Source organism: Stenotrophomonas sp. Steno-C15 (assembly GCF_056393265.1).
The window spans coordinates 44,406-57,129 of the sequence record NZ_JBWJPF010000011.1 but is presented as its reverse complement, the minus strand read 5'-3'; the positions used below and the strand labels follow the sequence as shown (position 1 = coordinate 57,129).

The window sequence follows — 12,724 nt, the reverse complement described above, 5'->3', positions numbered from 1 at the left end:
TGTTCTGTTAGCACTATCAGAGACTGCTGAAACGCGGCGGAGAACAGGGGGCCGCCGTGGTGCTGATGTGCGGCCGTGATACCGGGCAACAGCGTTGTCCAGGCAGCCGCGAGACGTTCTGGTTCCGGGTGTGTGAGCACAGACACCCTGATAGCGTATTCCATTGCCTTGAGGTAACCACGATGTGCCTCCAGGCCAGCTTCGCAGGCGCCAAGGCGTTCTAGGATCTCTTCGGTCGGTGTCGTCATGATGGTCCCTATGGACTGCGGCAGCCGGGGCGGGCATAGTTCGCGGCGACCTATGGAGTCGCCCTATGAGCATCCTCAATGTTTTGCTCAGTCGTGACCAGCTTGTTATTGCAGTCGATACGCTCGCCGAGGATGCGCTGACCGGCGCCCACTCGGCGGGCGCCAAGTTGCTTTTGATCCCCCAGCACAACCTCCTGCTGGCGGCGAGGGGATCTACCCAGTTCTTTCTCCGGATCTACGAGCTGGCTCTGCAGGCGAGCTTCCGGGCGGAGTTCACGCTGGAAAAGCTGAGCACTGAGCTCGGCTCGGTCATCGACCAGCTGTGGCCCAAGTACGAAGAAGCCGTGGCAGAGGCCGGTCTCCCTATTGAGCGGCTGGGGACGGAGATCGTCTTGGGTGGGTGGTCGCCACAGCAAAGCCGGATGGTGGCGGCGGCGTACCTGAAGAATGCCGACGGTCGACCGGCGACAGTGCAGCCGATCGCTGGTCAACTGGCGTCACCGGGTGAGCCACTCAGGGGCCTGACCCCGAGCATGGCTCAAGCAGAGATCTTGGCCGCCGGCCGTCTACAGGCGAGCTACCTCAACGCAGTTGAAGGGCGGCGGGTGGCCGGTGGTCGGCTCTTACTCGGATTCCTGCAGAAGGGCCAGGCGGTAGTGAAGGACCTCGGGCCGATCGGAGGCTCAGACGCAGCGGGCTAGACGATTTGGCCGCACATGGCCGGAGGGTGGCCCGACCGGCTGTACCAGGGGCGTGTAGCGACAGCCTGACCCGTCAGGCCTACATTGCCGGAGTTTGGTACGTAGTCTGGTGGGGATGATGCGGCACAGGTGGATTCAGTGGCCCGGAGTTGGCTCATTCGCCGTGATTGTGAAATCGGGAAAGGATTGAGGCTTGGCACGCCGGGCTTCGATTTTTTCGATCTTTTGCTGGAAGTACTCTTTCGGGTCCCAACGAGGGGCCTTCGATCTAGCTGTCAACTTTGCATGCGCGCGTAGACGATCGGCAATATCAATGCAGTGAAGCCCTATGCGGGCGAACTGGTATTGTCGCTCCTCAAAGAACTCCTCATAGTCTGGGGGCGTTGCCTCGTACTCACTTGCGACATTGATAGCCCCTTCGGCGAAAAGAAGCTGGTAGGGCAAATCTTGAATGTCAAACAAGAGATCTGGCGGAATGGTCCGCCATTCGACGTCTAGTTTTAGAGGGTCGAACTGGGGGAGCGTGGTTCTTGGATGACTGTATCCTTCAATGTCTACTTGGCCACTATCACCCACCACGTCGCTGCACCCGGAAATAAGGGTGTCCAATGCCCCTCCAACAATTGCTGCCAGATATGCGCCGTCGCTTTTGCTTCTGCGCCTACCCGTGAAGTACTCTCGCAGTACAGTGATGCCTGCGCCGACGCAAACGCCCGCAAAGCCGATTAGCGCTGGCGTTATGGCCTGAATGAACTTCCACGTTTGGGCCGATTGTTCCATGAGGCTTTTGTTCGATTTGGTCTTTGCCGCCCTTATAACCGCGGCAATTCTAGCGGGCAAGCATCTCTAGAAGGCCTTAGGCACTAGCCACCGTGGGCTTGAGGTCGGAGACACCCTGGCGTACCCAGACGGGGCTGCCCGATGGCGTCAGCGGGGCAGGGCGGCCATCCTGACCTTGCCGGATCCGGGGCCACAGGCCGCTCAGCCCGGGTGGCGCCTGAGCAGCGCCGCGCCGGCACAAAGTCGAGCAGGCTCGAGTCGACTCGACTGTCCGCAGTTCAATGGTTCAGGCAGGTGCCTGCCGCGTTCGCAGGATCTGCGACGGCCGGTCGTATTCATCCGGCCATGCTTCCCTCGCTCGGCTATCAAGGCTTCCGCACAGCCCCCATCCCTTCGGGTTGGGTGCAGATGGGTGAGCGCTGGGCGCTGTGGTGGAACGGGCGCGAGGTGGCCAGCGTCACCCCGACCCGGGATGGTGGCTACCGCCTGCACATGAACGCCCTGAAGATGTGGCAGACCAAGAACGCACCGGTTGCCAGCATCCGGCAGGGCAAGCGCTTCGCCGAGCGCTGGTGCGCCGCCAGGCTGTTTCCGGGCTTGCCGCTGCGAGAGGCGGTCGTTCGCCTGACCGACAACACACCCATCAAACCGGCGCGTCCGCTGCCTGGCCTGCCGCCGACCCGCGAACAGCAGCAGCAGGCCCAGCGGCTGGACGAGGCGACTGCTGCCGCGTCCGCCCGGGTGATGGCGGCGCTGGCGCAGACAGGAATAACGCCTATGAACCAGCCCGGATCCAGGCCAGGAATAGGCTGCGCGCAAGCTATCGGCCGTGGCAGATCAGTTCACTCGTGCGCCAGCGAAGTTGATTCCTCGCTTACCGAGAGTGAAGTCTGTTGTGGGCGCTGACATCCACGTAAGGGTACGCGGCTCGTGAGGCCAGAACGTGCCGCAGCAGGTTCCGAGACGAGCCTTCGACGTTTACAATCTTGACGGTCCGCCTAAAGTTGCCCTCTCCAAGTTCGACGAGAAGAACCCCTAAGAACTCATCTGCGAAGGACGGTGTAAGGGCGACACCTTGCAGATCCACGGTCACAACTGGGCTAGATCTCAGCGCGTCTCGGAGACGTTGCCGCGCCGCCAGTCCATTCGGTCTGGTTGCAGTGCTCGAGAACAGCTCACCTACCGCAAACATTTCAGAAGAATCCTTCGGTATCGTCGTCATCGTCGTTACCCGGCCAGCTAGCGTACACTTTTGCCAAATCTAGGGGGCGCTTGAGGTCCCACTCAAAAACGATAAGTGTCCCGTCAAGCGCATGCTCCAAGCTATCAATCTCGGCCTCCTTCTGGTTCTCAACATAGTAGACCTCGTTGAGAGACTGAACATACAGGAGTGAATTGGGCGTCTGCATGGCAATGTCACGAGCGATAGCCAGCCCGTAGCCAGCGTGACCGCGGCCGAGTTTGCTTGAAACTCCTAGCTCACAAGCATACTCGCAAGCGTTCCTTTTTCTAAGCTGAGGACGAAGATCTGGGCTCTCATTCAGGCTTTGCCTAATCCCAATCCCCGTGTCCGCAATGGCGAACTGAGCACGAGTGTCGTTGTACCAAGTCTGAGCGCAAGCTAGGCCGTGAAACCCGTCGTGCGCACGGGCATGGTGATAGCAGTTGCCCAGGAGCTCAGAGATCATGATCGAGATGTCCTCGCGCTGCGCTTTCGTACCATGCTTTCCGTCCCCCGTCAACATGTCGGCAAGGGCGGTTGCAGAGGTCTGAACTGCCTGCTCATCTGTTAGCGGAGTGATTTCGTGGTAGCGGCTGCTCGTCTCTGGCTGAGACGTAACTGGCGGGCTGACCAACCCGATCGCTTCCCAAAGCTTCAGGCGGGCAGCGTACTCCTCCATATGAGGCGAAATTGTGACCGCTCCCGCGCCTTCCTCCTTGAGGAGCAAGGCCATCGTTACGAAATGGAAAGGGAGCAAAAACTTGGGGGCACGACACCTCTGGGCGTCGCGGAGGTCGTGCAGCTTTCCATTCCAGTTCACCAGGTCGGCAACTCGTGTTTCGCGCGCCATGATGCAATTCCGTTTGCTAAAGCACCAATCTTAGGGTGCGAATAGGTGGGGCAGCAATCTGTCCAACGCCGTGCGAGTTGCATCGCCCTTTCTTAACGCGTTCATTGTAATGATTTTTCCATTTTTGGCACAGCAATGGCACACCATCAGCTGAGACGCGGGCGTGGCATAGTCGTGTCGCCCCCCTCCTAAGGGGAAGGTCGCCCGTTCGAATCGGGCCGGGGTCACCATCGGTCAATTGCCCGCAGATGATCAGGCGGGTGCCGCTTCTGCTTGCGGCGTGCTGTCGTCGCTGCGGCGTGCTTGCCACCCGCCACAGTGCGTTGGAAAAGGGCGTGCGGCGGCCTTGCCTGCCTTCCGCCAGGCCCACCTAGGGGCGATCCAGGTCCTCTGGCAACAGGCCAGCGAGTGCGAGTATTCGATCGTGCCTGATCTGCTGCACCCAGTGGCCCCAGGCATCCGCCGCCGTCAAGACATCGATCGAGCCGCAGGCGGGACACCTCAGTTGCACACCCCCGTGCACATCGGTGAGCCCGCACCCATGCGACATCCGTGATTCGTCCCCACATGACTTGCACTTGGCCTGCACGGAATCCAGCCGTTCGATGGTGGCATCCAAGCGCAGCAAAGGGCGGATCCGCAGGATCCGGAATGCAACAGGAGTGGTCATGTGTCTTGCCGGTCAGGGGCTGGACACGGAGGCGAGGAATTTCGCGCCGAAGAGAAGCCGAATGCAGTGACCATACAGCATGAACTGTTAGGACTCTCGTTCTTGACAGCCCTTACTTCGTTCTGGTGAGGGCCGAGGGTTCGCGAGAGGGGCGGGGAGCCTGAACATCCAGTCAGGTAAGCAAGCCGTTTTCACACAAGGCTAACTGCTCAGCGCCCAGTTTCACTGCAGCGTGACGGGTCGGCAGGGGGACTCGTAGCAGGCCTTGAACCTGCCGTGCGCAGCGCTTCCCCCATGACCAGCAGGATCCGAATGAATCGCAATGCCGTGACGTCCGTTGGCGTCGGACCGGGCGCCGTCCCCCTGTGCTGCCGGGTGGGCGATGCCGTCTTCCCTGGACGCGCACGCCGCCCCGCCTTCCCGATCATCCCCCCGGCGGCCGGGTGATGGGGCGTTTCCAGTACGCCTTCCGCAAGGCGCGGGGCTGGCAGGCCTCCCTGGTCGCCGCCGCGTGGGCAGCGCTGCGCTATACCGTGAGCGGGGATACCGGCTACTTCCGTTCCCACGGCGGCTGGCGAAGATCACGGATCAGCCGGAAACCGGGCGAGGCCGACTCTCTGGATGACTGAGTCCGCGGGTGATTCTTGCCGGAAACGCATAGCAGTCTGCGGGCTGCATGGGTTTGCCGGGCCTACAGTGGCCCCCAATGCCGGGAGGGGTACCCGGCCACCTGCACGCCTTCGGTCCAGACGGGAGTCGCCATGCACCTGCTGATCGCCCTTGGCAAAGTGGCCGCGGTGTTCGCCTGCGTGCTCGGAATTCTTGAAATCTGCAGCCGGCTTCACCGTCGGCGCAGGGGCCGCAGCAGGCGTGCGGACAGGGAAAAACTCCCCTGACGCACTTGGCGAGGCTCAGTCCTGCCTGAGCAGCTCCACCAGTTGCCGCAGCCGATAGGGTTTGGGCAGGAACTCGACCTGTTCGGGCAGGGGAGGCAGCTGCGAACGCGCATAGCCGGAGGAGAGGATCATGCGGGCGTGCGGCTGGTCGCGCGCGACGTGTTCGCTCAGTTCAATGCCGGACATGCCATTGGGCATGCTGACGTCGCTGAACACCACGTCGAAGCGGGTATCGCCGCGCAGCAGGGCCACTGCTTCATGACCGTCGGCCGTGGTCGCCACGTCGATGCCGAAATCGCGCAGGGCCAGCCCTATCATTTCGCGCAGGTCGGTCTGGTCCTCCACCATCAGCACGCGGATCGGATCATCGGTCATGGGGCGGGTTCCTCTAGTGCGGGTAACAGCAGGCTGACTGTGGTGCCGACGCCTGGCGTGGTGGAGACATCGACGAAGCCGCCGCTCTGGGTGGTGAATCCGAACACCTGGCTCAGGCCCAGTCCGCTGCCTTTGCCGATGTCCTTGGTGGTGAAGAAAGGCTCTGTCGCGCGTTCCGCCACATCGACGGGCATGCCACGCCCCTGGTCACGCACGCTCACCGTCACGTATCGGCGCTGCTGGCCAGCCTCTCCATCCGGATCAAGGCGATGCTCCAGTGCGGTGGCGATCAGCACGTGGCCGCCATCGGCCGTGGCTTCGACAGCGTTCGCGACCAGGTTTGCCAGGGCGGTCTGCAGCTGCAGCGCGTCGGTGCAGACCGGCGGCAGATCGTGAGCCAGTTCCGTGCCCAGCAGTGTACCCGAGGCATGCGCGCGCCGCAGGCCCGGCAAGGACTCGACGATCAGTTCGTTGACGTCCACCGGTTCACGGATCAGGGTCTGCCCGGTGCTGAAGGCAAGCAACTGGCGGGTCAACAATGCGCCGCGGTCGGTCGCCGTCTGTGCAGTGGATAGCAGTTCGTGGGCCCGCGGATCACTGCCCACGCGCAGCGCCAGCAGATCCAGTGCGTTGCCGATGGTGGTCAACAGATTATTGAATTCATGCGAGAGCCCACGACTCAGCCGGCCGACCGTCTCGAACTGCTGGGTCTGCCGGAGTGCACGCTGTGCGTCACGCAGCAGGCGCTGCGCCTGCCATTGTTCGGTGATGTCGCGGGTAATCTTGACGTAGCCGAGCAGTTCGCCGTTCTCCAGCACCGGCTCGATCACGATGCTGGCGCGGAACGAGGCGCCGTCGCGACGGACGCGCCAGCCTTCGGCGGAGCAATGACCCTGCTGCGCGGCCAGCCGGAGCAGTCGCTGCGGCTCGCCGGCGTCGCGGTCTGCTGGCAGGTAGAAGCGTCCGAAGTGGGTCCCGATGACTTCGTCGGCTGCATACCCCTTGATGCGTTCGGCCCCGGGGTTCCAGCTGCAGACGATGCCCTCGGGATCGAGCAGATACAGCGCATGGTCCCGCACGCTGTCTATCAGCAGGCGCAGCTGTTGGGAAGTGTCCGTCAGAGCGGACCTCGTAGAAGCGGGTGCGTCCACGTGGAAATGAGCATTACCCCTGTGAGGGCCGGAAAGCTAGGCACTGCAGTGTGAAGGATGTGTGCAGGGATTGCCCGTGCCATTGGTCGTATGCGGCTGAATACGACACGGGGTACCATCACGCACTTCTTTACCTTCTGGAATCGCCCCGTATGCGTCCCGGTGCAACCTCGCGCGACCGCTGGATATGGATGACTGCTGCCGCATTGCTGGCCGCAACCATCGCACTGGAACTTGTCGTGCCTCTGGGTTATGCGGTGTGGCTGGCCTACTTCCTGGCCGTTGGCGTGACGGTGTTCCAGCGGAGTGCACGCGCACCGTTCGTGGTCGCGGTGCTGGCCTGCGCGCTGCTGATGGTGGGCTATCACATCGCCCCGGCAAGCACGAATTCGGCGTTCTCGCTGGTCAACCGCACCATCGGCGGTGCGGCCTTCCTGATGATCGCGCTGATCGTGTCCCGCGCCATCCAGGCGCGCCGGCAGGCCATGCGCGCCCTGTGGCTGCAGGAGGCGGAGAACGCGGTGGCCATGAGCCTGCGGGGAGACCTGGGGCCGGAGCAGATCGCCGAGGCGGCGGCGACCAGCCTGGCCTCGCAGCTGCAGGCCGATGTCGGCGCCGTGTACCGGCTTGAGGGCGGCCGCCTGCAATTGACGGGCGGACTGGCGTTGCCGGCCGGCATGCCGGCGTCGCTGGCGCTGCAGGAGGGGCTGGCCGGACAGGTCGCGCGCGACCTGCGCACCCGCCACCTGCAGGGCGATGAGGCCTCGGTACTTGAACTCCAGAGCAGCCTGGGGCGGGTTCCGGTGCGTGAGCGGATCCTTGCACCGATCACCAGTGACGGTGCCGTGGTCGGCATCGTCGAGCTGGGTCGATCCAGCGTCGGCGAACAGCGTGATCTGGACCGCGAACTGCTGGAGCGCTGTGGCGACACCATCGGCATGGCCCTGCGGGCGTCGCTGCTGCGCGCGCAGCTGGTCGTGCTGCTGGAGGAGTCGCAGCGCCAGGGAGAGGAGCTGCAGGCCCAGCAGGAAGAACTGCGCGTGGCCAACGAGGAGCTGGAAGAGCAGAGCCGCAGCCTGCTGCAGTCGCAGACCCATCTGGAACAGCAGCAGGCCGAACTGGAGCAGAGCAACGTACAGCTTGAGGAGCGCACGCACGAGCTGGAGGCGCAGAAGCAGGCCCTGCTGGTTGCGCAGAGCCAGCTGGTGCGCAACAGCAACGAGCTGGCGGCGACGTCGCGCTACAAGTCCGAGTTCCTGGCCAACATGTCGCACGAGCTGCGTACGCCGCTGAACAGCTCGTTGATCCTGGCCAAGCTGCTGGCCGACAACAAGGATGGTACGCTCACCGAAGAGCAGGTGAAGTACGCACGGGCAATCCTGTCGTCGAACAACGATCTGCTGGCGCTGATCAATGACATTCTCGACCTGTCGCGCATCGAAGCCGGGCATGTCGAACTGAGCGATGAAGTGGTCGCGGTCGACAGCGCGCTGCAGCGGCTGCGCGAGACCTTCGATCCGATCGCGCGGCAGAAGGGGCTTGCCCTGGAGATCAGCGCCGATGCGCTGGCGCCGGGTCAGCTGGTGGTGGACAGCCAGCGCCTGCAGCAGATTCTGAAGAACCTTCTGGCCAATGCACTGAAGTTCACCGAGCACGGCAAGGTCAGCCTGCACGTGCGTCCCGGCGGCAGTGGCCGCATCCGCTTCGAGGTCTGTGATACGGGCATCGGCATCGCGCGCGAGCAGTTGCAGGTGATCTTCGAGGCTTTCCGCCAGGCTGATGGCAGCACCCGCCGGCGCTATGGCGGCACCGGGTTGGGCCTATCGATCTCGCGCGACCTGGCTGCCCGCATGGGCGGCGAAATCCAGGTGGACAGCGAACCGGGGCGTGGCAGCTGTTTCGTGCTGGAGCTTCCACTGCAGGGCGCCCCCGTGTCCGCGCCGGAGCCGGGAGCGGAGCCCGCGCGCGTGGCGACTCCAGCAGCGCGTCCAGTGGTTGCTCAGATGGCGCCGGCTGCACCTGCGCCCCCGCCCGCAGCTGCCACACACGTTCCAGATGATCGTGGCCGGCGGCAGCGCATGGGACGCCTGATCCTGGCGGTGGAGGACGACGTGGCATTCGCCGAAGCGCTGGTGGTGCTGGCGCATGAACTGGACTTCGACTGCGTGGTTGCCGGCACGGCAGAGGAAGCGCTGGCGCTGGCTGCCGAACTACGGCCGAACGGCATCCTGCTCGACATCGGCCTGCCCGACGTGTCAGGTCTGAGCGTGCTGGAGCGTCTGAAGCGCAACCCGGACACGCGGCACATCCCCGTGCACGTGGTCTCGGCGATGGACCGCAGCCAGGTGGCCCGTGAGCTTGGCGCGATCGGCTATGCGATCAAGCCGACCACGCGCGAGCGGCTGGCGGCGGCCATCGAGCAGCTCGAGCAGACCAGCCAACGCGATGTCAGGCGCCTGCTGATCGTCGAGGATGACAGCGAGCTGAGGCGCAACCTGGAGCTGCTGCTGGGGCGTGATCAACTGCAGATCGTCGCCGTCGGCACACTGGCCGCAGCGCTGGAGCAGCTCAGCAGTGTCACGTTCGATTGCATGGTGATGGATCTTTCCCTGCCGGACGGCAGCGGTTACGACCTGCTTGAACACATGGCCGGCAATGATGACGTCGGCTTCCCGCCGGTGATCGTCTACACCGGACGTGCGCTCAGCCGCGAGGAAGAGCAGCGGCTGCGCCGTTATTCCAAGAGCATCATCATCAAGGGTGCCCGCTCTCCCGAGCGCCTGCTGGACGAGGTCACCCTGTTCCTGCACAGCGTGGAAGCGAGCCTGCCCACCGATCAGCAGCGCCTGCTGCGCGAGGCGCGCAGGCGCGACACCATCCTTGATGGGCGCACCGTACTGCTGGCCGAGGATGATGTGCGCAACATCTTCGCGCTGTCGAGCGTGCTCGAGCCGCTGGGTGTCAACCTGGAGATCGCGCGCAACGGCCAGGAGGCGGTCGATCGGCTGGCGCAGCGCGAAGTGGACCTGGTGCTGATGGACATCATGATGCCGGAGAAGGATGGTCTGACGGCGATGCGCGAGATCCGTGCGCAGCGTCACCTGCAGGATCTCCCGATCATCGCGTTGACCGCGAAGGCCATGCCCGATGACCGTGAGCGTTGCCTGCAGGCCGGTGCCAACGACTACATCGCCAAGCCGATCGATGTCGACAAGCTGGTTTCGCTGTGCCGGGTGTGGTGCTCGCGTCAATGAACGAGCAGGCCTTGTTCGACCTGGAGCTGAAGGTGCTGCTGGAGGCGATCTACCAGCGCTACCACTACGATTTCCGCAGTTACGCGGTGTCGTCGCTGCGACGGCGCATGCGCCAGGCCATGCAGCGCTACGAGTGCGAGAAGCTGTCGGACCTGCAGCATCGCCTGCTCCACGAGCCGGAGCTTTTCACTCAGGCGATGCAGTTCTTCACCGTGCAGGTCTCGGAAATGTTCCGGGACCCGGCATATTTCCGCACCCTGCGCGAGCAGGTGGTGCCGGTACTGCGCACCTATCCTTCGGTGAAGCTGTGGGTTGCGGGCTGCAGCACGGGCGAGGAGGTGTGGTCGTTGGCGGTGCTGCTGCACGAAGAAGGGCTGCTGGAGCGGAGCATCGTCTATGCCACCGATATCAATCCCGGCGCCCTGGTCACCGCCGAGGCCGGCGCATACCCGATCGACCGCCTGGCGCAGTTCAGCCGCAATTATCTGGCGGCGGGGGGCAGGGCGTCGTTGTCGGACTACTATTCGACGGCATATGACGGGGCTGTGTTCGACCGTCACCTGCGACGCAACATCATGTTCGCCGACCACAGCCTGGCGACGGATACGGTGTTCTCCGAAGTGCACCTGGTGTCGTGCCGGAATGTACTGATCTATTTCAACCGGGATCTGCAGGACCGGGCCGTGGGCCTGTTCCGGGAGGCGCTCGTGCACCGTGGCTTCCTCGGCCTGGGCAGCAAGGAGTCGCTGCAGTTCGGTTGCCATCACGACGCGTTCGATGTGTGTTCGCGCGAACATCGGCTGTACCGGAAGGTCGCCTGATGAATGACTCCGGTCTGCCGGAAGTGATGGTGGTCGGTGCATCCGCTGGCGGGGTCGCTGCCCTGCAGGCCATCGTGCAGGCGCTGCCGGCGGGCCTGTCGGTGCCGGTGCTGGTGGTTCTGCATGTGCCCCGTGACCGCAACAGCCGCATCGTCGAGGTGCTGGCGCCGCATTGCGCGGTGCCGGTGCGCGAGGCGGAGGACAAGCAGCCGATAGAGCGCGGTACGGTGACGTTTGCGCCGCCGGACTATCACCTGCTGGTGGAAGACCGGTCCTCGGTTGCCCTGTCGATCGATCCCCCTGTGCTGTATTCGCGTCCGGCCATCGACCCCCTGTTTGAATCGGCCGCGGCGGTGTTTGGTCCGCGCGTGCTGGCACTGCTGCTGACCGGCGCCAGCAGTGACGGCTCCGAAGGCGTGGCGGCAGTGCGCGAGGCGGGAGGTCGCGCCTGGCTGCAATGCCCCGAAGAGGCCGAAGCTTCGATGATGCCGGCCTCGGCCCTGCAGCATGCCGGCGCCGATGCGGTGCTGCCCCTTGAACTGATGTGTCGCCGCTTGAAGGAGTTGTTTTCATGAACCTGTTGCCACCGGACCCTGCGCAGTCCCAGGCCCCGGTCAACCTGTTGATCGTCGATGACGTTGCACAGAACCTGGTGGCGATGCAGGCACTGCTGCAGCGCGAGGGCGTCAACCTGCTGCTGGCCAGCTCCGGCGCCCAGGCGCTCGAACTGCTGCTCGAGCACGAGGTGGCGCTGGCGCTGCTGGATGTGCACATGCCCGAGATCGATGGCTTCACGCTGGCGGAACTGATGCGGGGCTCGCTGCGCAGCCGCGACGTGCCGATCATCTTCCTCACCGCGTCGCCGGATGATCCGGTGCGCGCGTTCAAGGGATACGAAACCGGCGCGGTGGACTTCCTGCACAAGCCGGTGGCGCCGCAGGTGATCCTCGGAAAGGTCAATGTGTTCATCGAGCTGTACCAGCAGCGGCAGCTGCTGAAGGTGCGCAACGAAGCCCTGGAGCGCGCGCTGAAGTTGAACGAGACCATGGCCGCGGTGCTTACCCACGACCTGCGGACGCCGCTGTCAGCCATCCTGCTCTGCGCGGACAAGCTCAGCCTGGAACTGCCTGCGGGCAATTCCGCTGCACAGCAGACATTGCAGCACCTGGAAGCAAGCACGCTGCGCATGGCACGGATGGTCGAGCAGCTGCTGGACTTCTCGCGCATCCGCAGCGGCGGCCTGCGATTGCAGACCACGATCTGCGACCTCGACGCCCTGGCCCGCGCGGTCATTGCGGAGGCGGGCAGTGCCCACGGACTCGAACGGATCCGCTTCCAGGCGCAGGGCGATACCGTCCTGCAGGGTGACATGGACCGGTTGGGGCAGGTCGCATCGAACCTGATCGGCAACGCACTGACGCATGCCGGCGAAGCGCATGTCGAACTGGACGGGCGTGACCCGCAGCGGGTGGTGTTCCGGGTCAGCAATGCCGGCCACATCGACGCGGCGCTGCTGCCGCGGTTGTTCGAACCCTTCAAGGCCAGCTTCCACCAGAGCAAGGGCCTCGGCCTGGGGCTGTACATCGTCGATCAGTTCGTGCGCGCTCACGGCGGTCGATTGACCGCGCGCAACGACGCAGGGCAGGTCGTGCTGGAGGCAGCACTGCCACGGCGGTGCGGTGGGCCAGAGATGGCCTGAACCTGAATTCTTCAGCAAGCGGGGCGCGCGCTTATGACGGGCTCATCCGCAACTGCT

General features: G+C 64.0%; 13 protein-coding genes and 1 tRNA gene. 9 read left to right on the top strand and 5 right to left on the bottom strand.

Annotated features, from left to right (window positions below; genetic code table 11):
* Positions 1 to 313 precede the first annotated feature (313 nt).
* Entirely contained in the window at positions 314 to 949 is a 636-nt protein-coding gene (locus AC06FB_RS10490; protein ID WP_478053658.1) for a hypothetical protein, read from the top strand.
* A gap of 135 nt (positions 950 to 1,084) precedes the next feature.
* Here the strand turns inward: AC06FB_RS10490 and AC06FB_RS10485 are convergent, their stop codons facing one another.
* Entirely contained in the window at positions 1,085 to 1,729 is a 645-nt protein-coding gene (locus tag AC06FB_RS10485; protein WP_478053657.1) for a hypothetical protein, read from the bottom strand.
* 345 nt (positions 1,730 to 2,074) lie between these two features.
* Between AC06FB_RS10485 and AC06FB_RS10480 the strand changes: the two genes are divergently transcribed.
* A complete protein-coding gene (locus tag AC06FB_RS10480) occupies positions 2,075 to 2,635 on the top strand; it encodes a hypothetical protein (RefSeq protein WP_478053656.1) in 561 nt (186 codons plus the stop codon).
* On the opposite strand, the gene AC06FB_RS10475 is transcribed toward AC06FB_RS10480, so the two are convergent.
* Both AC06FB_RS10475 and AC06FB_RS10470 read right to left on the bottom strand, forming a co-directional pair.
* A complete protein-coding gene (locus AC06FB_RS10475) occupies positions 2,604 to 2,921 on the bottom strand; it encodes an STAS-like domain-containing protein (protein WP_478053655.1) in 318 nt (105 codons plus the stop codon). The genes AC06FB_RS10480 and AC06FB_RS10475 overlap by 32 nt on opposite strands.
* A 1-nt stretch (position 2,922) precedes the next feature.
* Entirely contained in the window at positions 2,923 to 3,801 is an 879-nt protein-coding gene (locus tag AC06FB_RS10470; RefSeq protein WP_478053654.1) for an ATP-binding protein, read from the bottom strand.
* 160 nt (positions 3,802 to 3,961) lie between these two features.
* Between AC06FB_RS10470 and AC06FB_RS10465 the strand changes: the two genes are divergently transcribed.
* The 3 genes from AC06FB_RS10465 to AC06FB_RS10455 all read left to right on the top strand — a co-directional run bounded on the left by AC06FB_RS10465 (position 3,962) and on the right by AC06FB_RS10455 (position 5,367).
* Positions 3,962 to 4,031, top strand: a tRNA-Arg gene (locus AC06FB_RS10465).
* An 886-nt stretch (positions 4,032 to 4,917) separates the two neighbouring features.
* Complete coding sequence (locus AC06FB_RS10460) at positions 4,918 to 5,100, top strand: hypothetical protein (RefSeq protein WP_053516755.1); 183 nt, start codon at positions 4,918 to 4,920, stop codon at positions 5,098 to 5,100.
* 132 nt (positions 5,101 to 5,232) lie between these two features.
* Positions 5,233 to 5,367, top strand: a complete 135-nt coding sequence (locus tag AC06FB_RS10455; protein WP_262218444.1) for a hypothetical protein — start codon at positions 5,233 to 5,235, stop codon at positions 5,365 to 5,367.
* A 15-nt stretch (positions 5,368 to 5,382) separates the two neighbouring features.
* Here the strand turns inward: AC06FB_RS10455 and AC06FB_RS10450 are convergent, their stop codons facing one another.
* Positions 5,383 to 5,742 (bottom strand): response regulator, encoded by a 360-nt coding sequence (locus tag AC06FB_RS10450; protein WP_053516753.1) that lies wholly within the window; start codon positions 5,740 to 5,742, stop codon positions 5,383 to 5,385.
* Positions 5,739 to 6,893 (bottom strand): two-component system sensor histidine kinase NtrB, encoded by a 1,155-nt coding sequence (locus AC06FB_RS10445; RefSeq protein ID WP_193396309.1) that lies wholly within the window; start codon positions 6,891 to 6,893, stop codon positions 5,739 to 5,741. Before AC06FB_RS10445 ends, AC06FB_RS10450 begins: the two co-directional genes overlap by 4 nt.
* 152 nt (positions 6,894 to 7,045) lie before the next feature.
* Here AC06FB_RS10445 and AC06FB_RS10440 point away from each other — a divergent pair, with 152 nt between their 5' ends.
* The 4 genes from AC06FB_RS10440 to AC06FB_RS10425 are packed head-to-tail and all read left to right on the top strand — an operon-like array spanning position 7,046 to position 12,667.
* Entirely contained in the window at positions 7,046 to 10,147 is a 3,102-nt protein-coding gene (locus AC06FB_RS10440) for a response regulator (protein ID WP_065182711.1), read from the top strand.
* Complete coding sequence (locus AC06FB_RS10435) at positions 10,144 to 10,968, top strand: CheR family methyltransferase (protein WP_065175572.1); 825 nt, start codon at positions 10,144 to 10,146, stop codon at positions 10,966 to 10,968. Before AC06FB_RS10440 ends, AC06FB_RS10435 begins: the two co-directional genes overlap by 4 nt.
* Complete coding sequence (locus AC06FB_RS10430; RefSeq protein ID WP_262101314.1) at positions 10,968 to 11,543, top strand: chemotaxis protein CheB; 576 nt, start codon at positions 10,968 to 10,970, stop codon at positions 11,541 to 11,543. The genes AC06FB_RS10435 and AC06FB_RS10430 overlap by 1 nt, the downstream gene beginning before the upstream one ends.
* Positions 11,540 to 12,667: a hybrid sensor histidine kinase/response regulator gene (locus tag AC06FB_RS10425; protein WP_478053653.1), complete on the top strand. Its 1,128-nt coding sequence runs from the start codon at positions 11,540 to 11,542 to the stop codon at positions 12,665 to 12,667. Before AC06FB_RS10430 ends, AC06FB_RS10425 begins: the two co-directional genes overlap by 4 nt.
* Positions 12,668 to 12,724: the final 57 nt, after the last annotated feature.